At 41.9% G+C, this 25,292-nt stretch carries 25 protein-coding genes and 1 other annotated feature; of the genes, 24 read left to right on the top strand and 1 reads right to left on the bottom strand.

All coding sequences use genetic code 11. From position 1 onward, the window contains the following. The 12 genes from proC (at position 1) to MK395_RS04510 (ending at position 9,453) form a co-directional block, all read left to right on the top strand. The gene (gene proC / locus MK395_RS04565; protein ID WP_268711364.1) at positions 1 to 798 is read left to right on the top strand and encodes a pyrroline-5-carboxylate reductase; all 798 of its coding nucleotides are present in this window, start codon (positions 1 to 3) and stop codon (positions 796 to 798) included. 120 nt (positions 799 to 918) lie between these two features. Further along, positions 919 to 1,557 (top strand): dTMP kinase, encoded by a 639-nt coding sequence (gene tmk, locus MK395_RS04560; protein ID WP_268711363.1) that lies wholly within the window; start codon positions 919 to 921, stop codon positions 1,555 to 1,557. Next, on the top strand, positions 1,554 to 2,444 hold the full coding sequence (locus MK395_RS04555; protein WP_268711362.1) for a DNA polymerase III subunit delta': 891 nt from the start codon (positions 1,554 to 1,556) through the stop codon (positions 2,442 to 2,444). Before tmk ends, MK395_RS04555 begins: the two co-directional genes overlap by 4 nt. A 145-nt stretch (positions 2,445 to 2,589) precedes the next feature. Then, positions 2,590 to 2,907, top strand: a complete 318-nt coding sequence (yabA, locus tag MK395_RS04550) for a DNA replication initiation control protein YabA (protein WP_000358229.1) — start codon at positions 2,590 to 2,592, stop codon at positions 2,905 to 2,907. A gap of 2 nt (positions 2,908 to 2,909) precedes the next feature. Further along, positions 2,910 to 3,788 (top strand): 16S rRNA (cytidine(1402)-2'-O)-methyltransferase, encoded by an 879-nt coding sequence (gene rsmI, locus MK395_RS04545; RefSeq protein WP_132973141.1) that lies wholly within the window; start codon positions 2,910 to 2,912, stop codon positions 3,786 to 3,788. A gap of 133 nt (positions 3,789 to 3,921) precedes the next feature. Next, a complete protein-coding gene (trmFO, locus tag MK395_RS04540) occupies positions 3,922 to 5,256 on the top strand; it encodes a methylenetetrahydrofolate--tRNA-(uracil(54)-C(5))-methyltransferase (FADH(2)-oxidizing) TrmFO (protein ID WP_049500755.1) in 1,335 nt (444 codons plus the stop codon). 83 nt (positions 5,257 to 5,339) lie between these two features. Next, entirely contained in the window at positions 5,340 to 6,077 is a 738-nt protein-coding gene (gene pyrH, locus MK395_RS04535; protein WP_000002996.1) for a UMP kinase, read from the top strand. Positions 6,078 to 6,084: 7 nt separating this feature from the next. Beyond that, positions 6,085 to 6,642 (top strand): ribosome recycling factor, encoded by a 558-nt coding sequence (frr, locus tag MK395_RS04530; RefSeq protein ID WP_001262235.1) that lies wholly within the window; start codon positions 6,085 to 6,087, stop codon positions 6,640 to 6,642. 59 nt (positions 6,643 to 6,701) lie between these two features. Then, on the top strand, positions 6,702 to 7,556 hold the full coding sequence (gene cvfB / locus MK395_RS04525; protein ID WP_132973145.1) for an RNA-binding virulence regulatory protein CvfB: 855 nt from the start codon (positions 6,702 to 6,704) through the stop codon (positions 7,554 to 7,556). 12 nt (positions 7,557 to 7,568) lie between these two features. Beyond that, entirely contained in the window at positions 7,569 to 8,174 is a 606-nt protein-coding gene (locus MK395_RS04520) for a GrpB family protein (RefSeq protein WP_132973147.1), read from the top strand. Next, entirely contained in the window at positions 8,171 to 8,386 is a 216-nt protein-coding gene (locus MK395_RS04515) for a YozE family protein (protein WP_001232084.1), read from the top strand. The genes MK395_RS04520 and MK395_RS04515 overlap by 4 nt, the downstream gene beginning before the upstream one ends. An 80-nt stretch (positions 8,387 to 8,466) precedes the next feature. After that, positions 8,467 to 9,453, top strand: coding sequence for a PhoH family protein (locus MK395_RS04510; protein WP_000658168.1), 987 nt, complete (start codon positions 8,467 to 8,469; stop codon positions 9,451 to 9,453). Positions 9,454 to 9,502: 49 nt separating this feature from the next. On the opposite strand, the gene ald is transcribed toward MK395_RS04510, so the two are convergent. Continuing rightward, positions 9,503 to 10,615: an alanine dehydrogenase gene (gene ald, locus MK395_RS04505; protein ID WP_132973149.1), complete on the bottom strand. Its 1,113-nt coding sequence runs from the start codon at positions 10,613 to 10,615 to the stop codon at positions 9,503 to 9,505. 175 nt (positions 10,616 to 10,790) lie between these two features. Between ald and MK395_RS04500 the strand changes: the two genes are divergently transcribed. The 12 genes from MK395_RS04500 (at position 10,791) to MK395_RS04445 (ending at position 25,155) form a co-directional block, all read left to right on the top strand. After that, positions 10,791 to 11,360 (top strand): GNAT family N-acetyltransferase, encoded by a 570-nt coding sequence (locus MK395_RS04500; protein WP_084880596.1) that lies wholly within the window; start codon positions 10,791 to 10,793, stop codon positions 11,358 to 11,360. Between the two features lie 65 nt (positions 11,361 to 11,425). Beyond that, a complete protein-coding gene (locus MK395_RS04495) occupies positions 11,426 to 12,076 on the top strand; it encodes a helix-hairpin-helix domain-containing protein (protein ID WP_084880597.1) in 651 nt (216 codons plus the stop codon). After that, positions 12,060 to 14,300, top strand: coding sequence for a DNA internalization-related competence protein ComEC/Rec2 (locus tag MK395_RS04490; protein WP_268711361.1), 2,241 nt, complete (start codon positions 12,060 to 12,062; stop codon positions 14,298 to 14,300). The genes MK395_RS04495 and MK395_RS04490 overlap by 17 nt, the downstream gene beginning before the upstream one ends. 72 nt (positions 14,301 to 14,372) lie before the next feature. Further along, positions 14,373 to 14,504: a sequence feature (ribosomal protein L20 leader region), on the top strand. A 15-nt stretch (positions 14,505 to 14,519) separates the two neighbouring features. Next, positions 14,520 to 15,050 carry a translation initiation factor IF-3 gene (gene infC, locus MK395_RS04485; protein WP_000848184.1) on the top strand — a complete coding sequence of 177 codons (531 nt, stop codon included), beginning with the start codon at positions 14,520 to 14,522 and terminating at the stop codon, positions 15,048 to 15,050. Between the two features lie 32 nt (positions 15,051 to 15,082). Next, positions 15,083 to 15,283 (top strand): 50S ribosomal protein L35, encoded by a 201-nt coding sequence (rpmI, locus tag MK395_RS04480; protein WP_001125942.1) that lies wholly within the window; start codon positions 15,083 to 15,085, stop codon positions 15,281 to 15,283. A gap of 51 nt (positions 15,284 to 15,334) precedes the next feature. Continuing rightward, a complete protein-coding gene (gene rplT, locus MK395_RS04475; protein WP_000124830.1) occupies positions 15,335 to 15,694 on the top strand; it encodes a 50S ribosomal protein L20 in 360 nt (119 codons plus the stop codon). Between the two features lie 174 nt (positions 15,695 to 15,868). Beyond that, positions 15,869 to 17,533, top strand: coding sequence for a molecular chaperone HscC (locus MK395_RS04470; protein WP_049489406.1), 1,665 nt, complete (start codon positions 15,869 to 15,871; stop codon positions 17,531 to 17,533). A gap of 13 nt (positions 17,534 to 17,546) precedes the next feature. Further along, entirely contained in the window at positions 17,547 to 20,330 is a 2,784-nt protein-coding gene (locus MK395_RS04465; RefSeq protein ID WP_268711360.1) for a J domain-containing protein, read from the top strand. A gap of 84 nt (positions 20,331 to 20,414) precedes the next feature. Then, the gene (gene gloA, locus MK395_RS04460) at positions 20,415 to 20,795 is read left to right on the top strand and encodes a lactoylglutathione lyase (protein ID WP_000157150.1); all 381 of its coding nucleotides are present in this window, start codon (positions 20,415 to 20,417) and stop codon (positions 20,793 to 20,795) included. A gap of 247 nt (positions 20,796 to 21,042) precedes the next feature. Further along, on the top strand, positions 21,043 to 21,843 hold the full coding sequence (locus tag MK395_RS04455; protein ID WP_125420956.1) for a dihydroorotate dehydrogenase electron transfer subunit: 801 nt from the start codon (positions 21,043 to 21,045) through the stop codon (positions 21,841 to 21,843). Continuing rightward, complete coding sequence (locus tag MK395_RS04450) at positions 21,806 to 22,792, top strand: dihydroorotate dehydrogenase (protein WP_268711670.1); 987 nt, start codon at positions 21,806 to 21,808, stop codon at positions 22,790 to 22,792. The genes MK395_RS04455 and MK395_RS04450 overlap by 38 nt, the downstream gene beginning before the upstream one ends. 110 nt (positions 22,793 to 22,902) lie before the next feature. Beyond that, entirely contained in the window at positions 22,903 to 25,155 is a 2,253-nt protein-coding gene (locus MK395_RS04445; protein WP_268711359.1) for a glucosaminidase domain-containing protein, read from the top strand. The last annotated feature ends 137 nt before the right edge of the window (positions 25,156 to 25,292 follow it).

Below are 25,292 nucleotides of genomic sequence, written 5' to 3'. Positions count from 1 at the left end.
ATGAAGATTGGATTTATCGGTTTGGGCAATATGGGTGCTAGCTTGGCGAAAGCTGTCTTGCAGGCCAAAACGGGTGCTCAGATTCTCCTTGCCAATCGTAGTCAAGCGAAAGTAGATGCTTTCATCACAAATTTCGGTGGTCAGGCTTCCAGCAATGAAGAAATTTTTGCAGAAGCAGATGTGATTTTTCTAGGAGTTAAGCCTGCTCAGTTCTCAGACTTGCTTTCTCAATACCAGACCATCCTTGAAAAGAGAGAAAGTCTTCTTTTGATTTCCATGGCAGCTGGATTGACTTTGGAAAAACTAGCCAAATTTTTACCGAGTCACCACCGGATTATTCGCATCATGCCCAATACTCCAGTGGCTATCGGCCAAGGAGTGATTAGTTATGCCATGTCAGCAAACTGTCTTGCTGAGGACAGTGAACTCTTTTGTCAATTATTGGCCAAGGCCGGTCTTTTGGTTGAGCTGGGAGATGGCTTAATCGATGCTGCGACAGGTCTTGCAGGTTGTGGACCAGCCTTTGTCTATCTCTTTATCGAAGCCTTGGCAGATGCAGGTGTGCAGACAGGATTGCCCCGAGAAATGGCTTTGAAAATGGCAGCCCAAACAGTAGTCGGCGCTGGGCAAATGGTTCTCGAAAGCCAGCAACATCCTGGAGTTTTGAAAGATCAAGTTTGCAGCCCAGGTGGTTCGACTATCGCTGGTGTAGCAAGTCTGGAAGAACATGCCTTTAGAGGCACCGTCATGGACGCAGTTCAGCAATCCTACAAACGAACACAAGAACTAGGTAAATAAGAGGTTGGATGACTCCCGGCCTCTTTTATGGTCGATTGAATGGAGAAGACGCAAAAAGATTGTCACAAAAATCTATTTTTTTGATAGAATAGAAGATAGTAAAAAAGAAATGAGTTAGACATGTCAAAAGGATTTTTAGTCTCTTTTGAGGGACCAGAGGGAGCAGGAAAGACCAGTGTTTTAGAGGCTCTACTCCCAATTTTAGAGGAAAAAGGAGTAAAAGTGTTAACGACCCGTGAACCTGGCGGAGTCTTGATCGGGGAGAAGATTAGGGAAGTGATTTTGGATCCAAGTCATACGCAGATGGATCCTAAAACAGAGCTTCTTCTCTATATCGCTAGTCGCAGACAGCATTTGGTAGAAAAAGTTCTTCCAGCACTTGAAGCTGGCAAGTTGGTCATTATGGACCGCTTCATTGATAGTTCTGTTGCTTATCAGGGATTTGGCCGTGGCTTGGATATTGATGCCATTGATTGGCTCAATCACTTTGCGACAGATGGCCTCAAACCCGATTTGACCCTCTATTTTGACATTGAGGTGGAAGAGGGGCTGGCTCGCATTGCTGCTAATAGTGATCGCGAAGTCAATCGTTTGGACTTGGAAGGCTTGGACTTGCACAAGAAAGTCCGTCAAGGCTACCTTTCTCTTCTGGACAAAGAAGGAAATCGCATTGTCAAGATTGATGCGAGTCTTCCTTTGGAGCAAGTTGTGGAAACAACCAAGGCTGTCTTGTTTGACAGAATGGGCTTGGCTAAATGAAACAAGATCAACTAAAGGCTTGGCAGCCAGACCAGTTTGACCGTTTTGTCCATATCCTAGAACAAGACCAGCTCAATCATGCCTATCTTTTTTCAGGTTTCTTTGGAAGCTTTGAAATGGCGCAGTTTTTGGCTAAGAGCCTCTTTTGTACGGATAAAGTAGGTGTTCTACCATGTGAGAAATGCCGAAACTGTAAGCTGATTGAGCAGGAAGAATTTCCCGATGTTACTTTAATCAAGCCAGTCAATCAGGTCATCAAGACAGAACGGATTCGAGAATTAGTGGGTCAGTTTTCCCAAGCAGGGATTGAAAGTCAGCAACAAATTTTTATTATCGAGCAGGCGGAGAAAATGCATCCCAACGCGGCCAATTCTCTGCTCAAGGTCATCGAAGAACCCCAGAGTGAGGTTTATATTTTTTTCTTGACCAGCGATGAGGAAAAGATATTACCGACCATCCGAAGTCGGACACAGATTTTCCACTTTAAAAAGCAAGAAGAAAAGCTCATCTTGCTCTTAGAACAAAAGGGACTGGTTAAGAAAAAGGCGACTCTTTTAGCCCAGTTTTGTCAGTCACGAGCTGAAGCAGAAAAGTTGGCAAATCAGGCAAGTTTTTGGACCTTGGTGGATGAAAGTGAGCGCCTGCTGACTTGGCTATTAGCCAAGAAAAAAGAAAGTTATCTTCAGGTTGCTAAATTAGCCAGCTTGGCAGATGACAAGGAAAAACAAGATCAGGTCTTGCGAATCCTCGAAGTGCTCTGTGGACAGGACCTCTTGAAAGCAAGGATTCGACAGATTCTACAAGATTTGCTAGAAGCTAGAAAAATGTGGCAAGCTAATGTCAGCTTTCAAAATGCCATGGAATACCTGGTCTTGAAAGAAATATAAACTCATACTCTTCGAAAATCAAATTCAAACCACGTCAACGTCGCCTTGCCGTACTCAAGTACAGCCTGCGGCTAGTTTCCTAGTTTGCTCTTTGATTTTCATTGAGTATTAAAAATGAACGATATAGAAAGGAAAGGGCTGGTTTATGGACAAAAAAGAATTATTTGACGCGCTGGATGATTTTTCCCAACAATTACTGGTGACCTTGGCCGATGTAGAAGCCATCAAGAAAAATCTCAAGAGCCTGGTAGAGGAAAATACAGCTCTTCGCTTGGAAAATAGTAAGTTGCGCGAACGCTTAGGCGAGGTGGAAGCAGATACACCCGTTAAGGCCAAGCATGTTCGTGAAAGCGTCCGCCGAATCTATAAAGACGGGTTTCACGTATGTAATGATTTTTATGGACAACGCCGAGAGCAGGACGAGGAATGTATGTTCTGTGATGAGTTGTTATATAGGGAGTAAGCATGCAGATTCAAAAAAGTTTTAAGGGGCAAACTCCCTATGGCAAGCTTTACCTAGTAGCAACGCCGATTGGCAATCTAGATGACATGACCTTTCGTGCCATCCAGACTCTAAAAGAGGTGGACTGGATTGCGGCTGAGGACACGCGCAATACCGGTCTTTTGCTCAAGCATTTTGACATTTCGACCAAGCAGATTAGTTTTCATGAGCATAATGCCAAGGAAAAGATTCCTGATTTGATTGGTTTTCTGAAAGCAGGGCAAAGTATTGCTCAGGTATCCGATGCGGGTCTGCCTAGTATCTCGGACCCTGGTCATGATTTGGTCAAGGCAGCTATTGAGGAAGAAATCGCAGTTGTTACCGTTCCGGGTGCCTCTGCAGGGATTTCTGCCTTGATTGCCAGTGGCCTAGCGCCGCAACCACATATTTTTTACGGCTTTTTACCAAGAAAATCAGGCCAGCAAAAGCAATTTCTCGACTCAAAAAAAGACTATCCTGAAACACAAATTTTCTATGAATCACCTCATCGTGTGGCAGATACATTGGAAAATATGCTAGAAGTCTACGGTGACCGCTCGGTAGTCTTGGTCAGGGAATTGACTAAAATCTATGAAGAATACCAACGAGGAAAGATTTCAGAGCTGCTAGAAAGCATCGCTGAAACGCCACTCAAGGGCGAATGCCTTCTCATCATTGAGGGTGCCAGTCAGGATGTGGAGGAAAAGGACGAGGAGGACTTGTTTTCAGAAATCCAATCTCGTATCCAGCAAGGCATGAAGAAAAATCAAGCCATTAAGGAAGTCGCAAAGATATATCAGTGGAATAAAAGCCAGCTTTACGCTGCCTACCACGACTGGGAAGAAAATCAAGAAAGTGATTAAACAGGGAAGTTTGCCTTCTTCCCTTTTTTTGTTATACTAGTAAAAGAAAATTTAGAAAGATTTGTGGGTGTCAAATAGTCTAGTAGCTTGTTTTTATTTGGACTTGGTTTCCACCCAAAGAGGTATTAGTGTCGTGTCTCAATCTTATATCAATGTTATCGGAGCAGGTTTGGCAGGTTCTGAAGCAGCCTACCAAATCGCAGAACGTGGTATTCCAGTTAAACTCTATGAAATGCGTGGTGTCAAGTCAACACCTCAGCACAAAACAGATAATTTTGCTGAATTGGTTTGTTCCAATTCCTTACGTGGGGATGCTTTGACCAATGCAGTTGGGCTTCTCAAGGAAGAAATGCGTCGCTTGGGTTCTGTTATCTTGGAATCAGCAGAAGCTACACGTGTTCCTGCAGGCGGAGCCCTTGCGGTGGACCGTGATGGTTTCTCTCAAATGGTGACTGAAAAAGTGGCCAATCATCCCTTGATTGAAGTGGTTCGTGATGAAATTACAGAATTGCCGACGGATGTTATTACGGTTGTCGCTACTGGTCCTTTGACTAGTGATGCCTTAGCTGAAAAGATTCATGCCCTTAATGATGGGGATGGATTCTATTTCTACGATGCGGCGGCGCCGATTATCGACGTCAACACCATCGATATGAGCAAGGTCTATCTCAAGTCTCGTTATGATAAGGGAGAAGCAGCCTACCTCAACGCTCCAATGACCAAACAAGAGTTTATGGATTTCCATGAAGCCTTGGTCAATGCGGAAGAAGCACCGCTCAATTCGTTTGAAAAAGAAAAGTACTTTGAAGGTTGTATGCCTATCGAAGTCATGGCTAAGCGTGGCATTAAAACCATGCTTTATGGTCCGATGAAGCCAGTCGGTTTGGAGTATCCAGAAGACTACACAGGACCTCGTGATGGCGAATTTAAAACCCCTTATGCAGTTGTTCAACTTCGTCAGGACAATGCGGCTGGTAGCCTCTACAATATCGTCGGTTTCCAGACCCACCTCAAATGGGGAGAACAAAAGCGTGTCTTCCAAATGATTCCAGGTCTTGAAAATGCGGAGTTTGTTCGTTATGGGGTCATGCACCGCAATTCTTACATGGATTCACCAAATCTTCTCGAGCAAACCTATCGTTCTAAGAAACAGCCCAACCTCTTTTTTGCTGGTCAAATGACGGGTGTGGAAGGCTATGTTGAGTCAGCAGCTTCAGGATTAGTTGCAGGTATTAACGCGGCTCGACTCTTCAAGGGTGAAAGTGAAGCTATCTTCCCAGAGACCACAGCGATCGGAAGTCTAGCTCATTACATCACTCACGCTGATAGCAAACATTTCCAACCAATGAATGTCAATTTTGGGATTATCAAGGAATTGGAAGGCGAGCGTATCCGTGATAAAAAAGCTCGTTATGAAAAAATTGCAGAGCGTGCTCTTACCGACTTAGAGGAATTTTTAACGGTTTAATTTTTTTGAAAGAATTGCTCATGATACTATAAAAATCTTAGAAATTGTGATAAAATAGGTAGGATAAAAAAAGGAGAGTAAAAATGGCGAATCCCAAGTATAAACGTATTTTAATCAAGTTATCAGGTGAAGCCCTTGCCGGTGAACGTGGCGTAGGGATTGATATCCAAACAGTTCAAACAATCGCAAAAGAGATTCAAGAAGTTCATAGTTTAGGTATCGAAATTGCCCTTGTTATTGGTGGAGGAAATCTCTGGCGTGGGGAACCTGCTGCAGAAGCAGGAATGGACCGCGTTCAGGCCGATTACACTGGAATGCTTGGGACCGTGATGAATGCTCTTGTGATGGCAGATTCATTGCAACAAGTTGGTGTCGATACGCGTGTACAAACAGCCATTGCTATGCAACAAGTGGCAGAGCCTTATGTACGTGGACGTGCTCTTCGCCATCTTGAAAAAGGCCGCATCGTTATCTTTGGTGCTGGTATTGGTTCACCTTACTTCTCAACAGATACAACAGCAGCCCTTCGTGCAGCTGAAATCGAAGCAGATGCCATTCTAATGGCTAAAAACGGTGTTGATGGTGTTTACAATGCCGATCCTAAGAAAGATAAGACAGCCGTTAAGTTTGAAGAATTGACCCACCGTGACGTTATCAATAAAGGTCTTCGTATCATGGACTCAACTGCTTCAACCCTCTCTATGGACAACGACATTGACTTGGTTGTCTTCAATATGAACCAACCAGGCAACATCAAACGTGTCGTATTTGGTGAAAATATCGGAACAACAGTTTCAAACAATATCGAAGAAAAGGAATAAGAAAATTATGGCTAATGCAATTGTAGAAAAAGCTAAAGAGAGAATGACCCAGTCTCACCAATCACTTGCTCGTGAATTTGGTGGTATCCGTGCCGGTCGTGCCAACGCAAGCTTGCTAGACCGTATCCACGTAGAATACTACGGAGTCGAAACTCCTCTTAACCAAATCGCTTCTATTACTATTCCAGAAGCGCGTGTTTTGTTGGTAACACCATTTGACAAGTCTTCATTGAAAGACATCGAACGTGCCTTGAACGCTTCTGACCTTGGTATTACACCAGCTAATGACGGTTCTGTGATTCGCTTGGTTATCCCAGCTCTTACAGAAGAAACTCGTCGTGACCTTGCCAAAGAAGTGAAGAAGGTCGGTGAGAATGCTAAAGTGGCTGTCCGTAACATCCGCCGCGACGCTATGGACGAAGCTAAAAAGCAAGAAAAAGCAAAAGAAATCACTGAAGACGAATTGAAGACTCTTGAAAAAGATATTCAAAAAGTAACAGACGATGCTGTGAAACACATCGATGACATGACTGCCAATAAAGAAAAAGAAATCTTGGAAGTCTAAAAATAAACAGAAAAACTCAGTTGGCATTGCTGGCTGAGTTTTATTCGAAAGAAGGAAATATGAATACAAATCTTGCAAGTTTTATCGTTGGACTTATCATCGATGAAAATGACCGTTTTTACTTTGTGCAAAAGGATGGTCAAACCTATGCTCTTGCTAAGGAAGAAGGTCAACATTCGGTAGGTGATACGGTCAAAGGTTTTGCCTATACGGATATGAAGCAGAAACTCCGCTTGACCACTCAAGAAGTTACTGCCACTCAAGACCAATTTGGCTGGGGAACCGTAACAGAAGTTCGTAAGGATTTGGGTGTTTTTGTTGATACCGGTCTACCTGATAAGGAAATCGTTGTGTCACTCGATATCCTCCCTGAGCTCAAGGAACTCTGGCCTAAGAAGGGGGATAAACTCTACATCCGTCTTGAAGTGGACAAGAAAGACCGAATCTGGGGACTCTTGGCTTATCAAGAAGACTTCCAACGTCTGGCTCGTCCTGCCTACAACAACATGCAGAACCAAAACTGGCCAGCCATTGTTTACCGTCTCAAGCTGTCAGGGACCTTTGTCTATCTGCCAGAGAATAACATGCTTGGTTTCATTCACCCAAGTGAGCGCTACGCAGAGCCACGTTTGGGACAAGTTTTAGATGCGCGTGTCATCGGTTTCCGTGAAGTGGACCGTACCTTGAACCTCTCCCTCAAACCACGTTCCTTTGAAATGTTGGAAAATGATGCTCAGATGATTTTGACCTACTTGGAAAGCAATGGCGGTTTCATGACTTTAAATGATAAGTCATCTCCTGAGGACATCAAGGCAACCTTTGGCATTTCTAAAGGTCAGTTCAAGAAAGCACTCGGTGGCTTGATGAAGGCTGGCAAAATCAAGCAAGACCAGTTTGGTACAGAGTTGATTTAGACCTTACTAGATATGATAAAGAAACTTGAAGAAATGAGTTTAGAGGAACTCTGGCAACTTTTTCCTATTTTTCTAGTAGAGCACAGGTCAGAGTGGAAAGACTGGTATGAATCGGAAAAAACAAGTCTGAAAAAAATATTGGGTGCAAATGTTATTCAAAGAATAGAACATATCGGTAGCACTGCTATTCCTAATATTTGGGCCAAAAATATCGTTGATATTCTGCTAGAAGTAAGTAGAATAGAGGATTTAGCAAGAGTTAGGGATTTATTGGTGAAGAATGGTTGGCTAGTGATGTCGGAGAGTCCTACCAGGATTTCGCTAAATAAAGGATACACAGAGCAGGGCTTTGCCGAGAAAGTTTTTCATTTACATTTGCGAATGATGGGAGATCATGACGAGATTTATTTTAAAGATTATCTCTGCCAGCATCCAGATATTGCCCAAGCGTATCAGGAATTAAAACTCAGTTTGTGGAAACAATTTGAACACAATCGAGACGCCTATACAGATGCGAAAACAGATTTTATAAACTACTACGTTTCAGAGGCTAAGTCCAGTAATTTTCAAGAATCAGAAAAGTGTCATCAAAAAAATCTTGATAGGAGAAAGAATTGAGAAAATCATTTTACACTTGGCTCATGACTGAGCGCAATCCTAAAAGTAACAGTCCTAAAGCCATCTTGGCAGACCTCGCTTTTGAAGAGTCAGCTTTTCCAAAACACACGGATGATTTTGATGAGGTAAGTCGCTTTTTGGAGGAGCATGCCAGTTTCTCTTTTAACCTAGGAGACTTTGACGCCATCTGGCAAGAATACTTAGAACACTAGAGACAATGAGATGAGGCTAGTATTTTATTGTTCTCTTTGCTATAATATAAAGAAATAAACGGATTAGAGAGGTTCTTTATTTGAAGGAACATTCAATAGACATTCAACTGAGTCATCCAGATGACTTGTTTCATCTTTTTGGTTCCAATGAGCGCCATCTTCGTTTGATGGAAGAAGAGCTCGATGTGGTGATTCATGCCCGTACGGAAATTGTCCAGGTTATCGGAGAAGAGTCTGCCTGTGAGGAAGCCCGTCAGGTTATCCAGGCTTTGATGGTCTTGGTGAATCGAGGAATGACCGTTGGCACGCCAGATGTGGTGACTGCGATTAGCATGGTCAAAAACGATGAAATCGACAAGTTTGTCGCCCTTTACGAAGAAGAAATCATCAAGGATAATACTGGGAAACCGATCCGTGTCAAAACACTGGGTCAAAAACTTTATGTGGACAGTGTCAAACAGCATGATGTGACTTTTGGAATCGGACCTGCAGGGACTGGGAAGACCTTTCTTGCAGTGACCTTGGCAGTGACAGCCCTTAAACGTGGGCAAGTCAAGCGGATTATCCTGACTCGTCCAGCCGTTGAAGCAGGAGAGAGTCTTGGATTTCTACCAGGTGATCTCAAGGAGAAGGTGGATCCTTACCTTCGACCTGTTTATGATGCCTTGTATCAGATTCTCGGCAAAGATCAGACGACCCGTCTCATGGAGCGTGAGATTATCGAAATCGCGCCCCTTGCCTATATGCGTGGCCGGACCTTGGATGATGCCTTTGTCATTTTAGATGAGGCACAAAATACGACCATCATGCAGATGAAGATGTTCCTGACTCGTTTAGGCTTTAATTCGAAGATGATTGTCAATGGAGATATCAGTCAGATTGACCTACCTCGCAATGTCAAGTCCGGTTTGATTGATGCCCAAGAAAAGCTTAAGAACATTCACCAAATTGACTTTGTTCATTTTTCAGCCAAGGATGTGGTTCGCCATCCAGTTGTCGCTCAGATTATCCGAGCTTATGAACCGGCTCCAGTTAAGGTTGAAGAAAAGAACCAAGAAACAGAATAGCAAAAGAGCAGTTCAATTTGAACTGCTCTTTTTTAATGAGTGTATAGCTTTAAACAAGTTCGTTGATAGAAGTATGATCTTTATCGAGTCCTTGAGCAACTGGGAGGCTGGTTAAGTAACCTTTATAAGTGGTCACACCTTGACGCAAGCCTTCATCTTCAGCAATTGCTTGTGCGAATCCTTTGCCAGCCAGAGCTTCGATATAAGGAAGAGTGACATTGGTTAGGGCGATAGTAGAGGTACGAGCAACTGCACCAGGGATATTGGCAACGGCATAGTGGAGAACACCGTATTTTTCATAGACAGGTTCATCGTGCGTTGTCACACGGTCAGCTGTCTCGATAACGCCACCTTGGTCAACGGCAACATCAACGATGACAGAGCCTGGACGCATTTGTTTGACCATCTCATCTGTCACCAATTTCGGTGCTTTGGCACCAGGGATGAGAACTGCACCAATCACCACATCAGCATCTCTCACACTTGCTTCGATGTTGAATGAATTAGACATAAGAGTTTGAATTTGGTTTCCAAAGACTTCTTCTAGAACCGAGAGACGCTTAGCGCTGATATCTAAAATAGTCACTTGAGCACCAAGACCAAGGGCAATGCGGGCAGCATGTGTACCGACGACACCACCACCGATGATAGTTACTTTTCCTTTTGGAACGCCTGGTACACCACCTAGTAGGACACCAGAACCACCAGCTTGCTTAGTAAGGAAGTGGGCTCCGATTTGAACAGCCATACGACCAGCAACCTCACTCATAGGAACGAGGAGTGGTAGTTGTCCTTGATTATCACGAACAGTTTCATAGGCAACTCCTGTTGTTTTTGCTGCTAGCATAGCATCTGCTAATTCTGGAGCAGCGGCCATGTGCAAGTAGGTGAAGAGAAGAAGATCGTCGCGCAAATAACCATATTCAGAAGCTAGTGGTTCTTTTACTTTCACGACCAACTCGGCAGCCCAGGCTTCAGCAGCAGTAGCGACAATCACAGCTCCTTGCTTTTGATAGTCTGCATCAGTAAATCCTGAACCGAGACCAGCATTTGTTTCAATGAGGACACGATGTCCACGACTGACTAAACTGTGGACGCCAGCAGGAGTGAGGGCAACACGGTTTTCATTATTTTTAATTTCTTTTGGAATTCCGATTAACATAGAGATAACCTACCTTTCAATTGACGGTCTTGTTTTAGTTGTCACATTTAAGTTCATAGATCAAAAATGTGATGGTTTTATTGTATATGAAACCGCTTCAAAAATCAAGAAAAACTTGTCATCCAAATTTATTTATGCTAGACTAGTGAGAATCAAGCTCTAATGGAGAAAAAGTATGGAATCAATATTTGTGAAATTTGCCCAGTATCCATCTATAGAAACGGAGCGTTTATTGCTCCGACCTGTAACCTTGGACGATGCAGAAGCTATGTTTGAGTATGCTTCAGACAGAGAAAATACACGCTATACTTTTCCAACAAATCAAAGCTTAGAAGAAACTAAGAATAACATTGCTCAGTTTTACTTGGCTAATCCCTTGGGCCGTTGGGGAATCGAACTAAAAAGCACTGGTCAGTTTATCGGAACTATTGACTTGCACAAGATTGATCCCATTCTCAAAAAAGCAGCTATTGGATACATTATCAATAAAAAGTATTGGAATCAAGGATTGACGACAGAAGCCAATCGTGCCGTGATTGAACTGGCTTTTGAGAAGATTGGAATGAACAAGTTGACCGCTCTTCATGACAAAGACAATCCCGCATCTGGCAAGGTCATGGAGAAATCAGGTATGCGTTTTTCCCACGAAGAACCCTATGCCAGAATGGATAATAAAGAACCAGGTCGAATTATCACAAGAGTTCATTATGTCTTGACCAAGGAAGACTATTTTGCAAATAAATAAGCAGGTGAAAAGATTTTTCAGCTGTTTTTTCTTTCTCTTGCGAATAACTTAAGAGAGGAGAAAATATGGAAGCAATTATCGAGAAAATTAAAGAGTATAAAATCATTGTCATCTGTGCTGGTTTAGGTTTGGCCTTGGGCGGATTTTTCCTACTAAAGCCAACTTCACAAACATCTGTGAAAGAAACAAACTTGCAGGCTGAAGTTGCAGCTGTTTCAAAGGATTCATCATCTGAAAAGGAAATCAAGAAGGAAGAAAAGGAAGAATCTCCTGAACAAGATCTAATCACAGTAGATGTTAAGGGGGCTGTTAAATCGCCAGGGATTTATGATTTGCCAGTAGGGAGTCGGGTTCATGATGCCGTTCAGAAGGCAGGTGGATTGACAGAGGAAGCAGATAGTAAATCGCTCAATCTCGCTCAGAAAGTCAGTGACGAGGCTCTTGTCTATGTTCCAACTAAGGGAGAAGAAGCAGCTAGCCAGCAGACTGGTTCTGGAACGACTCCTTCGACAAGTAAAGATAAGAAGGTCAACCTCAATAAAGCTAGTCTGGAAGAACTCAAGCAGGTCAAAGGCTTGGGAGGAAAACGAGCGCAGGATATTATCGACCATCGTGAGGCAAATGGCAAATTCAAGTCGGTAGATGAATTAAAGAAAGTCTCTGGTATAGGCGCTAAGACCATAGAAAAGCTAAAAGATTATGTCACAGTGGATTAAGAATTTCCCTATTCCTCTAATCTATCTGAGCTTTCTGTTGCTCTGGCTTTACTATGCCATTTTTGGAGTGTCCTATCTCGCTCTGCTAGGTTTTGTTTTTTTGCTGATCTGCCTCTTTTTCCAATTTCCTTGGAAATCGGCTGGTAAAGTTCTAGCGATTTGTGGAGTTTTTGGAATTTGGTTTTTGTTTCAAAATTGGCAACAGACACAAGCTAGTCAGAACCTAGTGGATTCTGTTGAGAGGGTACGGATTTTACCAGATACCATCAAAGTCAATGGAGACAGTCTGTCCTTTCGGGGCAAGGCTGACGGCAGCACTTTCCAAGTTTACTATAAACTCCAGTCCGAGGAGGAGAAAGAGTACTTTCAAGCCTTAACAGACCTTCACGAGATAGAGCTAGAAGGGAAAGTCTCTGAACCTGAAGGACAGAGAAATTTTGGTGGATTTGACTACCAAGCCTATCTAAAGACTCAAGGGATTTACCAGACACTGACTATCAAGAACATCCAGTCGCTTAAAAAGGTTAGCAGTTGGGATATAGGTGAAAATTTGTCGGCTTTACGTCGAAAGGCTGTAGTTTGGATCAAGGCGCACTTTCCAGACCCTATGCGCAACTATATGACAGGGCTTCTTTTAGGACATTTGGACACGGATTTTGAGGAGATGAATGAGCTTTATTCCAGTCTTGGAATTATCCATCTATTTGCCTTGTCAGGTATGCAAGTGGGCTTCTTTATGGATGCCTTTAAGAAACTCCTCTTGCGATTGGGCTTGACCCAAGAAAAGTTGAAGTGGCTAACTTATCCCTTTTCTCTTATCTATGCAGGTCTGACAGGATTTTCAGCATCTGTCATTCGCAGTCTCTTGCAAAAGTTACTGGCCCAACATGGTGTTAAGGGTTTGGATAATTTTGCCTTGACGGTCCTTGTCCTCTTTATCATCATGCCCAACTTTTTCTTGACAGCTGGAGGGGTCTTGTCCTGCGCTTATGCTTTTATCTTGACTATGACAAGCAAAGAAGGGGAGGGGCTCAAGGCTGTTGCCAGAGAAAGTCTGGTCATTTCTTTGGGAATATTGCCCATTCTATCCTTTTATTTTGCAGAATTTCAGCCTTGGTCTATCCTTTTGACCTTTGTTTTTTCCTTTCTGTTTGATGTGGTCTTCTTGCCACTTTTGTCCATCTTATTCATTCTGTCTTTTGTTTACCCAGTCACTCAGTTTAACTTTGTCTTTGAGTGGTTGGAGTGTATCATTCGCTTGGTATCGCAGCTGGCAAGTAGGCCCTTGGTCTTTGGCCAACCCACCGCATGGCTTTTAATCTTATTGTTAATTTCCTTGGCAATATTGTATGATTTGAGGAAAAATGGCAAAAGAGCAGCTGTATTCAGCTTACTTATCGTGGGGCTCTTTTTCTTAACCAAGCATCCTCTGGAAAATGAAATCACCATGCTGGATGTTGGGCAGGGAGAAAGCATTTTTCTACGGGATATGACTGGTAAAACTATCTTGATAGATGTAGGAGGTAAGGCAGAATCCGACAAAAAAATCCAAGCTTGGCAGCAAAAGTCTACGACCAGCAATGCTCAGCGCACCTTGATTCCCTATCTAAAAAGTCGAGGAGTAGATAAGATTGACCAGCTGATTTTGACCAATACAGACAAGGAACATGTTGGTGATTTACTGGAGGTGACCAAGGCTTTCCATGTTGGGGAGATTTTAGTATCAAAAGGAAGTCTGACACAGAAGGAATTTGTAGCGGAACTAGAAGCAAGTCAAACCAAGGTGCGCAGTGTAACTGCAGGGGAGAACTTGCCGATTTTTGGCAGTTACTTAGAAGTTCTATCTCCAAGGCAGATTCGGGATGGGAATCGTGATGATTCTCTGGTTCTTTATGGAAAACTCTTAGATAAGCACTTTCTCTTCACAGGAAATTTGAAAGAGAAGGGAGAGAAGGATCTTCTAAAGCAATACCCTGACTTAGAGGTGGATGTCCTGAAAGCAGGTCAACATAGTGCTAAAACCTCATCAAATCCAGCTTTCCTAGAAAAAATCAAACCAGAAATTACTCTCATTTCAGTCGGAAAGAGCAATCGTGCGAAACTCCCCCATCAGGAAACCTTGACACGACTGGAAAGTATCAAGAGTAAGATCTACCGAACTGACCAGCAAGGGGCTATCCGCTTTACAGGGTGGAATAGTTGGAGAATTGAAACGGTTCGATAAAATAGACAAACTTTTCGAAAAATTGACTTTTTATCTTGACAAGGAATAGAAAACTTGGTATCATATAAAAGTTGAGAAAAGCAGAAGTGAGAGCTTCTCGCCTTGTGACATCAAGTTGCCTGGCCCTACGGATGAAAAGTTTCTAAGAAACGCTATCATAACGTGCGGGCTTGTATCATTACGAGTCCGCTATTGTTTTTCTCTAATAATAAAAAAGAGGTGAAAACCATAGCAAAGCAAGACTTATTCATCAATGATGAAATTCGTGTACGTGAAGTTCGCTTGATCGGTCTTGAGGGAGAACAGTTAGGCATCAAGCCACTCAGCGAAGCGCAAGCATTGGCTGATAGTGCAAATGTTGACTTAGTATTGATCCAACCTCAAGCAAAACCGCCTGTTGCTAAAATTATGGACTACGGTAAGTTCAAATTTGAGTATCAGAAAAAGCAAAAAGAACAACGTAAAAAACAAAGTGTTGTTACTGTGAAAGAAGTTCGTCTGAGTCCAACTATTGACAAGGGTGACTTTGACACAAAACTTCGCAATGCACGCAAGTTCCTTGAAAAAGGAAATAAAGTTAAGGTATCCATTCGCTTTAAAGGGCGTATGATCACCCATAAAGAGATTGGTGCAAAAGTTTTAGCCGAGTTTGCTGAAGCAACACAAGATATTGCGATCATCGAACAACGAGCTAAGATGGATGGACGCCAAATGTTCATGCAGTTGGCGCCAGCAACTGACAAAAAATAATTGTCAGAAAGTTAAATAAAGGAGAAAAAATCATGCCAAAACAAAAAACACACCGCGCATCAGCTAAACGTTTCAAACGTACAGGTTCTGGTGGACTTAAACGTTTCCGTGCTTACACTTCTCACCGTTTCCACGGAAAAACTAAGAAACAACGTCGTCATCTTCGTAAAGCATCTATGGTGCATTCAGGAGATTTCAAACGTATCAAAGCAATGCTTACTCGCTTGAAATAATAGCCTAACAGTAAGTAAACAATTCTAGGAAATATTTGGAGGAAATAAAACATGGCACGTGTTAAAGGTGGCGTTGTATCACGCAAACGTCGTAAACGTATTCTTAAATTAGCAAAAGGTTACTATGGAGCTAAACACATCTTGTTCCGTACTGCAAAAGAACAAGTAATGAACTCTTACTACTATGCATACCGTGACCGTCGTCAGAAAAAACGTGACTTCCGTAAATTGTGGATCACTCGTATCAATGCGGCAGCTCGTTTGAACGGACTTTCATACTCACAATTGATGCATGGTTTGAAATTGGCTGAAATCGAAGTTAACCGTAAAATGCTTGCTGACTTGGCTGTTAACGACGCAGCAGCTTTCACAGCTCTTGCAGATGCAGCTAAAGCAAAACTTGGTAAATAATGACAACTGTTTCATTCTTACTCTCGTGGTTTTTACCGCAAGAGTAGGGTGAAACTTTTTTATTTACCATAAATGATTTTCTATTCTAAAGAGTAAATCACAGATTTTTTCAAAGAAAATAGGATATTTCTTGTATAATAGGAATATCTAAAAAAGATTTGGAGTTAGAAGAAGATGATAGTAGGTATTGATTTAGGAACGACTAATTCTTTAGTAGGGGTTTATCAAGATGGTCAGGTCAAGTTGATTCCCAATGCTTTTGGTGAGTATTTGACGCCTTCTGTTGTGGCTTTAGATGACAATGATGAGATTATAGTTGGAAAAATTGCCAAGGAACGCTTGGTAACCCACCCAGATAAGACGGTTTCTCAGTTCAAGCGTTTTATGGGGACTAAGCATGAGTTGACGTTAGGAAATCGAGCATATAAGGCTGAAGAATTAAGCTCTTTTATCATTCGAAAGTTGGTAGACGATGCAGAGACCTATCTTGGAGAAAAGGTTGAGGAAGTGATTGTTAGTGTTCCAGCCTATTTCAATGATGCTCAACGCTATGCGACCAAACTAGCAGGGAAATTTGCAGGCGTTCAGATTGATCGGATTATCAATGAACCTTCCGCAGCGGCTCTAGCTAAAAGATCTATGGTAAACCAGGAAGATCAATCTTTTATTGTAGTCGATTTTGGTGGTGGAACTCTAGACATTTCAGTTGTGGAGCTTTTTGATAATATCGTTGAAATCGTGTCAATCGCAGGGGACAATCGCTTGGGGGGAGAAGACTTTACTGCGGCTATTGCTGAGGAATTTTTAGTCTCCAATCAATTAACCAAGGATACTATTTCCCGTGAATTTTATAGCAAAATTTTGGTACAGGCTGAAAAGACAAAGCTGGAACTCAATGATAAAGAAGAAGTGAAGATGACAGTGATGGACCAAGAGCAGGAATACTTTTTAGACTTGAGCTACCAGCGCTTTTATGAGATTTGTCAACCGCTGCTGGCTCGTGTTAAGGCTGTTTTGGACCGTGCCTTGATGGATGCACGCTATAGCTATGTATCATCTGATAACTTTGTTCTTGTTGGTGGGACTTCGAAACTCCGCTTGGTTCAGGACTTTTTATCCTACTGTATCAATCAAATGGTTCAGGTATCTGATGATCCCGATCGGATGATTGCGAGAGGTTGTGCCCTTTTAGCAGGAATAAAAGAACGTCAGGGTGAGATACGAGATTTGCTGCTGTCTGATATTTGTCCTTTTACACTAGGCATAGAAATAGTTGGCGACCGCTTTTCGCCGATTATTGAGCGAAATTCAACCCTACCTGCTTCACGAATCGAGCAGTACTATACGGCTGAATTGGGACAGAGCCAAGTCAAGATAAAGGTCTATCAAGGTGAGATGATGAAGGCATCACAAAATCTGTTTCTAGGAGAATTAGAAGTTCCCGTCCCTGTGAATACTAGAGTAAATGAAAGTTTCACAGTTCGATTTACCTATGATTTAAATGGGATTTTGGATGTCGAAGTGAAAATTGATTCAACACAGGAAGTCTTTAGTCATGTTATTCTCCAAGATAGTGTTACTCTGACAGAAAAGGAAATCAAGGCTAAGCAAGCAGAGTTGACTCGCTATAAGATCAATGCTCAAGAAACAGAGGTTTATCGTTTCTTGATTGAAAAAGCGAATCGTGTGTACAGTATGCTCTTGGGGAGAAGAAGAGATGAGCTAATGGCTGAAACTAGACGATTTGAAGAAGAGGTCAGTCAAGCATCTGTTTATCATTTGCCAAAACTCTATCAATCATTTTCAAACTATTTAGACTTCCTAGAGCGAGGACTGTAAAAGAGGAGACCTTATGAATATATGGGAAACTTTAGGGATAGAGCCAACGACTGACGTCAAGCTTATTAGAAGGCGTTATGCTGAACTGGTTCGGCTCTATCACCCAGAAGACCAACCAGAAATTTACCAAGAAATTGTTGAAGCGTACCAAAAAGCCTTGACTTATGCGAGGTCTAGAAACACAAGACCAGAAAATAGTCTAAGAAAAGCGAGTGACTCTCAAGAAGCTGCTGAACTTGAAGAAGAGGCGAATGAAAAGCCTAACTCTAGTCTCAATTTTGAAAACTTGACTGAAGAAACGAAGACTGAGAACGAAGAGTCTGAAAGATCTAGTCTTGATTTCAGTGATTATCAGCAATCAACTGATAAAACCAGCGATTCCTTTAACTTTGAAACCTATAAAGCAGAAGAGGATAAGCAAAAGTCCACCCTTGACTTTAGTGACTATGATGAGGAAGTTCAGCTAAATGGAGATTCTGAAGAAAGAGCTAAGAATACCCTCAACTTTGAAACGTTTGGTGACGAAGAGAACCGTGGTCAAGAAGGAACAACAAGGTCTACTCTTGACTTTAGCGGTTATAATGAAGAAACCTATCTGATCCGAAATGCGATTGAAAGTATTGTTGGAAACGACGGCTATAACCAAGAGGAACAAGAGCATCTATGGCGTCAGTTCTTTCATCAGTATCAGTATGATATGGACATTGTTCAATCCGTTTTAGAGGAAATGGATGTTTATATTTTTAATAAACCGGAGCAATTTTCTATCCTCATTCCCTTGCTGGAAGACTATATACCTGACTTCCGATACTGGGGCTATTACTATAAACTGAAGCATTGGAAGGTTAAAAGAGCTACCGCCTACAAAAATGGAGAGTCTCTTGAAGATGCAAAAAAAGAAATTTCGAATTTGTATGCTTCTTATCGTTTATGTCAGGCAATCCTTGAAGATTCCCAAAGAGCTAATCAGATTGGAGCTTGGATAAAATTTTTCAGTCAATCATTTTCTCCTAGTACTGTCCTTTTTCTCTTGAATAACAGTAAACAAATGATTACTTGCATTCCAGTTTTGGCTTATATCTTGGAGAAGATTAAACCAGAGGTTGGAGAAGAGGAACAAAAAGCCTATGATGAACTTCTAGCTTACTTTGAGGAATTACAAGCAGATTCAGAAGAACCATTCGATATCCATTCTTATAATTTGCTAAATTCATCGGAGGTTGAGGAAAAACTATATCTTTTACTCTATAGTCCATATCAAGACGAGTACAAACTGTTACGTGATTGGCAATATCTTTTTGAAACAGTTAAGGATCATACTCTCCTACTTGATTTGTTAGAAAAGGTGGACGTCTATCCTTTAACCAATGCGAAAGTGTTAGCCCTCGTTCTCCAATTTGTGGAGCGTTATAGTGATGAGGAATCAAATCCTTACCTGAAGAAACTCCATTTCTGGAAGAGTATCCATTCCTATCCTTCAGTGGTAGAGGAGTATGAACTAGACAAAAAGGAAAATTTTGATTACTGGTACAATGAAGGTTATCTCTATATGGATAAGCTCACCAAGAGCGATGAAGATATCAATGATTGGGAGAAGTGGAGAAGCTACTTTAAAGGAAGACCACGCATTCTAACGATTTTACTCCAACAGATCTATAAGGAGTACCATCGGTTTACAGACGGCGAGCTCCTGAGATATGTTTTAGCTCCTTTTCCTACTTCTAAAATGGCTCCCCAAATGATGACGGAGGAGACAGACCAGAAACTAGAAGAGATGACGACTTATGCCTATGAACTTAGTCATCCGAAGGCCAAGCTCTCTTATTTGGATTGGAAAAAAAGACAGGTATTTAATAATAAGTTTCTTCAGCTTTTCTCTGGTCTCTTTACGATTGTAAGTTTGATACTCAGTATTATAGAGCGACCAGGTTATAATTCATGGGTTCATGCTGGCATGTTTTCACTCTTTTACGTCTATATGCTAAAATTAAGGAAAACACCGATTGAGGAGGGAGTGACTGCTAGAGGAGAAAAACGGAAATTCTACTACAGCCCCCATCCATGGTTCCTACTAATCTTGCTATTGACCCTCGTCATTCCATCCTTACCGTTTGGCCTCATCGGTGCCCTTATGTTCATTACATTTTTCAGCTTCATCGATGGTTTCCAAGTGAGTCAGGGGCTGAAATGGGATTATTCTTTGGAGAAGCTGATTCCTATCGGTATCTTTCTTTCTGCTGGCTTTCTTTCTGCTTTGGTAAATCGAAGCCAGACTATTTCAGGAGTTGCCATAGCTTACTTCCATATTTTTGCAATCCTTGTGATTTGCTTGTCTTTTACAAGATTTAGTCCTGGATTTCCACCATCTCTGAAGAAAATTTTCATACCAGCAGTCTTGGGGATCCTACTATTTCAAACGTTGCCCTACATTCACAGCCGTTTAGACATCTTTGATCCAACTATTCTACGAAATGAAACGCTGGCTATAACCGTTATCCTCTTGTTAAATGGAATCGCTTTGTCTTATTTTACAAAGGAACAAGGCTTCATGATTGGTGTGAAGAAGGTCTTTATGATTTATGGCTTACAGATTTTTATTTTCCTAAGAAGACTGTTGCGAATCCTATTCGCACCAAATTCAGTTTTCGGTAATAACTATCATTACAAAGACTTACTACTCATGAACAGCGAATTTACGTTCTACTTCCTCGAGGGGCTTTTTATCCTGATCATGCTTTTCCTTATTCGCAATATACGCAAGGAAAATCTAAAAGTGCTGCTTAGAATGAAAGCGTAGAGAAGAAGACTCTAGTTCAAGTTTCTAGTAAATTTTGTCCATTAAGGGTATAATAGAACTATTAAAATGAAAGAGGTAATGAAAATGGCTTCAAAAATGCTACACACTTGCTTGCGAGTAGAAAACCTTGAAAAATCAATCGCTTTTTATCAAGATGCTTTTGGATTTAAAGAATTGCGTCGCAGAGATTTTCCAGATCATGCTTTCACCATTGTCTATCTAGGACTTGAGGGGGATGACTATGAGTTGGAGTTGACTTATAACTATGATCACGGTCCTTATGTGGTAGGAGATGGCTTCGCCCATATCGCCCTCAGTACACCTGACCTTGAGGCGCTACATCAAGAACATAGCGCTAAAGGCTATGAGGTGACAGCCCCTAATGGACTTCCAGGAACTCAACCAAACTATTACTTTGTCAAGGATCCTGATGGCTACAAGGTCGAAGTCATTCGTGAAAAATAATCCAGTAAAGTCAAGTAGAATGTTCGTTTTCTACTTGACTTTTTTTCTTTGAAAGAGTATACTAATACAAATTTAACCTTTAAGGGGAGTCCAGAGAGACTCACAAGGTGTCAGATAAAAGGGATAAGGGGACTCTCTGTGGAGACTTTTTAAGCGTGCGCATGAGTTCTAGCCTAACCCAACTGAGGCCTTGCATTAGCAAGGTCTTTTCTTTATCTGGTCCCCTTAAATTTAAGGAGGAAAAGTCATGAATCCCACATGTAAGAAACGTTTGGGTGCTATTCGTTTGGAAACCATGAAGGTGGTCGCACAAGAGGAAATTGCGCCAGCAATCTTTGAATTAGTCCTAGAAGGGGAAATGGTTGAAGCCATGCGAGCAGGCCAATTTCTTCACTTGCGTGTGCCTGATGATGCCCATCTCTTGCGTCGTCCTATTTCAATTTCGTCTATTGACAAGGCAAACAAGCAGTGTCATCTCATTTATCGGATTGAGGGGGCTGGAACCGCAATTTTTTCAACCTTAAGTCAGGGAGATACTCTTGATGTGATGGGACCTCAGGGAAATGGTTTTGACTTGTCTGATTTAGGCAATCAGAGCCAAGTTCTCCTCGTTGGTGGTGGAATCGGTGTTCCACCCTTGCTTGAGGTGGCCAAGGAATTGCATGCGCGTGGGGTGAAAGTGGTGACAGTCCTCGGTTTTGCCAACAAGGATGCTGTTATTCTCGAAACAGAATTGACCCAATATGGTCAGGTTTTTGTTACAACAGATGATGGTTCTTATGGCATTAAGGGAAATGTGTCAGTCGTCATCAATGACTTAGACATTCAATTTGATGCTGTTTACTCATGTGGGGCTCCTGGAATGATGAAGTATATCAATCAAAGATTTTATGATCACCCAAGAGCCTATCTATCTCTAGAATCTCGTATGGCTTGTGGGATGGGGGCTTGCTATGCCTGTGTCCTAAAAGTGCCAGATAGTGAGACAATTAGTCAACGTGTCTGTGAAGATGGCCCTGTTTTCCGCACAGGAACAGTTGTATTATAAGGAGAAAGTCATGACTACCAATCGTTTACAAGTTTCTCTACCGGGCTTGGATTTGAAAAATCCTATCATACCAGCATCAGGCTGTTTTGGTTTTGGTCAGGAATATGCCAAGTACTATGATTTGGACCTTTTGGGATCAATTATGATCAAGGCAACGACACTTGAACCCCGTTTTGGGAATCCTACTCCCAGGGTTGCAGAAACGCCTGCTGGTATGCTCAATGCAATCGGCTTGCAAAATCCGGGTTTAGAAGCTGTTTTAGCTGAAAAGTTGCCTTGGCTGGAAAGAGAGTATCCTACGCTTCCCATCATCGCAAATGTTGCAGGCTTTTCAAAACAAGAGTACGCTTCTGTTTCTCGAGGAATTTCTAAGGCTGCAAATGTAAAAGCTATCGAGCTTAATATCTCTTGTCCGAATGTGGATCACGGCAATCATGGACTTTTGATTGGGCAAGATCCTGACTTGGCCTACGAAGTGGTAAAAGCAGCTGTGGAAGCCTCTGATGTGCCAGTTTATGTTAAGTTAACCCCTAGTGTAACGGATGTTGTCACTATTGCTAAAGCCGCAGAAGATGCAGGAGCAAGTGGCCTAACCATGATCAATACTCTAGTTGGTATGCGCTTTGACCTCAAAACCAGAAAGCCAATCCTAGCCAATGGAACAGGTGGAATGTCAGGTCCAGCAGTCTTTCCAGTAGCCCTCAAACTCATCCGCCAAGTCGCCCAAACAACCGACCTTCCCATTATTGGAATGGGAGGAGTGGATTCGGCTGAAGCAGCGATAGAAATGTATCTAGCTGGTGCATCTGCCATCGGAGTTGGAACAGCCAACTTTACCAATCCTTACGCTTGTCCTGATATCATCGAACATCTACCAAAAGTCATGGATAAGTATGGCATTAGCAGTTTGGAAGAATTACGCAAGGAAGTCAAAGCCAGTCTGAGATAAGCTAGTCTTTCCTTATCGTCAACAAGAAATAGAATCTTCATCAATTTGTAATATTTCCGTCGATTAACTATGTTACAATAGGGTTTAGAAAACGTTATTGGAGCATTTAAATGAAACGATGGAAAGTGGCCCTAGTAAGTGCTAGCTTATTGGGGTGTTTTTTTACTGTAGTGGAGACAGCAAAAGCAGAAGAGGGAACGTGGCAAGGAAAGACCTACCTCAAAGCAGACGGGAAACCAGCAACCAACCAATGGATCTATGACCAAACGCAACAGGCCTGGTTTTATTTAACAGCTGATGGAAATCGTGCTGAGAACGGCTGGTTGACAGTTGGTGGTAAGGATTACTATTTTAACGAAGCTGGAAAATTAGCTACGAAAACGTGGGTTGGCCAGTACTATGTGACTGAAAGTGGTGCTAAAGCCAAGGAACAGTGGGTATTTAATCAGGAACAAGAATCCTGGTATTATCTCAAGTCTGATGGTCAGAAAGCTCAAAACGAATGGATTCAACAAGGTCAGGAAAAATATTACCTTAAAGAAGACGGGAAAATGGCCAAAGATGAGTGGATCACTCAAGGGGAGAACCAGTACTACATCAATTCACAAGGTAAAATGCTGAAAAATGCTTGGCTTGGTAAGAGCTATATATCAGAAAATGGTAATAAGGTTAAACAAGCCTGGATTTATGATGACAACTATAGCAGTTGGTTCTACCTTCAACAAGATGGTACCTATGCTGAAAATATGTGGTTAACTATAGATGGGAAGGACTACCATTTTAAATCAGGCGGTTATCTTTCTACTGAACGTTGGATTGATCGCTTCTATGTTGCGAAGAGTGGAGCTAAATTGAAATCGGAATGGTTCTTTGATAAGAATTATGATGCTTGGTTTTACTTGAAAGCTGACGGAACCTATGCCGAAAAAGGCTGGGAAACGATTAAAGAAAAAGATTACCATTTCAAATCAGGCGGCTATCTTTCTACCGAGCGCTGGATTGACCGCTTCTATGTTGCTAAAAGTGGAGCCAAACTGAAATCGGAATGGCTCTTTGACAAGAATTATAACTCTTGGTTTTACTTGAAAGATGATGGAACCTATGCTGAAAAAGGTTGGCAAACCATCAAAGGCAAGGATTACCATTTCAAATCAGGCGGCTACCTCTCTACGGAAACTTGGATTGACCGTAGTTATGTGACGAGCAGTGGTGTAAAAGCCGGCAAAGGTTGGCTCTTTGACAAGAACTATAACTCTTGGTTCTATATCAACTCTGATGGAAATTATGCCAATAAAGAATGGCTCTGGGATAATGGTTACTACTATCTCAAATCTGGTGGTTATATGGCTGCGAGTGAGTGGGTATGGTACAAGAATAACTGGTTCTATCTCAAGTCAAATGGAAAGATGGCTGAGAAAGAATTAATCTACGATTCATCCGACCAATCATGGTATTACCTTAAATCAGGCGGTTATATGGCAAAAAATGAAACTGTGGATGGTCATACCTTGGATGCTTCTGGTAGATGGCATGTTGCGGATAAAACCAAATATTACAAAGTTAAACCCATCACAGCCTATGTCTACAGTGCATCTGGAGAAATCTTGAGTTACATTAATCAAGGAAGTATTGTTTCACTGGATAGCTCAACGCGAAAAGGTGGCCGACTTGCAGTTTCGATTTCTGGCTTGTCTGGCTATATGAATCAAAGTGATTTGACAGCAGTGGATGAAGGAAGCGAGTTTATCCCTCATTATACTAGTGATGGGAAATTCCTCTACCATGAACTCTCTCCTTACACGAGTATCAAAGTAGCTCCACACACATCTGCTATGGTTATTGGCAAGAAGTACTACTCAACTGACGGAGAACATTTTGATGGCTTTACGGTTAAAAATCCTTTCCTCTTTAAAAACTTGAGAGAACCAAGTAATTATAGTGCAGCTGAATTGGATAAACTGTATTCGATGATGAACTTGCAGGATAGTCCTCTTGCGGGTAAAGGAGCGACTTTCAAAGAGGCTGAGGAACGCTACGGTGTCAATGCCCTTTACTTGATGGCGCATAGCGCTCTTGAAAGTGCGTGGGGACGCAGTCAAATTGCCAGAGATAAGAACAACTTCTTTGGTATTGCGGCTTATGATACGAGCCCTTATCTCTCAGCCAAGAGCTTTGATAATGTGGACAAAGGAATTCTAGGAGCTGCCAAGTGGATTCGTGAGAATTACATCGACTACGGCAGAGACCACCTTGGAAACAAGGCAACAGGAATGAATGTTCGCTATGCTTCCGATCCATACTGGGGTGAGAAAATAGCCAGCATCATGATGACCATCAATAGTAGACTTGGTGGGAAAGACTAATCAAAAAAATCAACGGTAACTACTGCAAAGTGGTTATCGTTTTTGTTTTGAACATTGGAGGAGAAATAGTATAATAACAGTATCTTTATTCTTGAACAATTAACAAAATGATAGTAAAATGTAATAGGAGATATTAA

The sequence above is a fragment of the Streptococcus oralis genome (assembly GCF_026782085.1).
Taxonomy (GTDB): Bacteria; Bacillota; Bacilli; order Lactobacillales; family Streptococcaceae; genus Streptococcus; species Streptococcus oralis_DA.
This window is presented reverse-complemented; position numbering and strand designations above follow the sequence as displayed.

Bases quoted from the DNA above. Each gene is read 5' to 3' on its own strand.
- MK395_RS04470 (WP_049489406.1), top strand. From the start codon at position 15,869: ATGATAGTAGGTATTGATTTAGGAACGACTAATTCTTTAGTAGGGGTT.
- MK395_RS04445 (WP_268711359.1), top strand. From the start codon at position 22,903: ATGAAACGATGGAAAGTGGCCCTAGTAAGTGCTAGCTTATTGGGGTGT.
- rpmI (WP_001125942.1), top strand. From the start codon at position 15,083: ATGCCAAAACAAAAAACACACCGCGCATCAGCTAAACGTTTCAAACGT.
- MK395_RS04490 (WP_268711361.1), top strand. From the start codon at position 12,060: ATGTCACAGTGGATTAAGAATTTCCCTATTCCTCTAATCTATCTGAGC.
- ald (WP_132973149.1), bottom strand. From the start codon at position 10,615: ATGTTAATCGGAATTCCAAAAGAAATTAAAAATAATGAAAACCGTGTT.
- proC (WP_268711364.1), top strand. From the start codon at position 1: ATGAAGATTGGATTTATCGGTTTGGGCAATATGGGTGCTAGCTTGGCG.
- rplT (WP_000124830.1), top strand. From the start codon at position 15,335: ATGGCACGTGTTAAAGGTGGCGTTGTATCACGCAAACGTCGTAAACGT.
- MK395_RS04555 (WP_268711362.1), top strand. From the start codon at position 1,554: ATGAAACAAGATCAACTAAAGGCTTGGCAGCCAGACCAGTTTGACCGT.
- MK395_RS04450 (WP_268711670.1), top strand. From the start codon at position 21,806: ATGGCCCTGTTTTCCGCACAGGAACAGTTGTATTATAAGGAGAAAGTC.
- MK395_RS04465 (WP_268711360.1), top strand. From the start codon at position 17,547: ATGAATATATGGGAAACTTTAGGGATAGAGCCAACGACTGACGTCAAG.
- pyrH (WP_000002996.1), top strand. From the start codon at position 5,340: ATGGCGAATCCCAAGTATAAACGTATTTTAATCAAGTTATCAGGTGAA.
- MK395_RS04495 (WP_084880597.1), top strand. From the start codon at position 11,426: ATGGAAGCAATTATCGAGAAAATTAAAGAGTATAAAATCATTGTCATC.
- MK395_RS04455 (WP_125420956.1), top strand. From the start codon at position 21,043: ATGAATCCCACATGTAAGAAACGTTTGGGTGCTATTCGTTTGGAAACC.
- tmk (WP_268711363.1), top strand. From the start codon at position 919: ATGTCAAAAGGATTTTTAGTCTCTTTTGAGGGACCAGAGGGAGCAGGA.
- rsmI (WP_132973141.1), top strand. From the start codon at position 2,910: ATGCAGATTCAAAAAAGTTTTAAGGGGCAAACTCCCTATGGCAAGCTT.
- cvfB (WP_132973145.1), top strand. From the start codon at position 6,702: ATGAATACAAATCTTGCAAGTTTTATCGTTGGACTTATCATCGATGAA.
- MK395_RS04520 (WP_132973147.1), top strand. From the start codon at position 7,569: ATGATAAAGAAACTTGAAGAAATGAGTTTAGAGGAACTCTGGCAACTT.
- yabA (WP_000358229.1), top strand. From the start codon at position 2,590: ATGGACAAAAAAGAATTATTTGACGCGCTGGATGATTTTTCCCAACAA.
- frr (WP_001262235.1), top strand. From the start codon at position 6,085: ATGGCTAATGCAATTGTAGAAAAAGCTAAAGAGAGAATGACCCAGTCT.
- MK395_RS04500 (WP_084880596.1), top strand. From the start codon at position 10,791: ATGGAATCAATATTTGTGAAATTTGCCCAGTATCCATCTATAGAAACG.
- gloA (WP_000157150.1), top strand. From the start codon at position 20,415: ATGGCTTCAAAAATGCTACACACTTGCTTGCGAGTAGAAAACCTTGAA.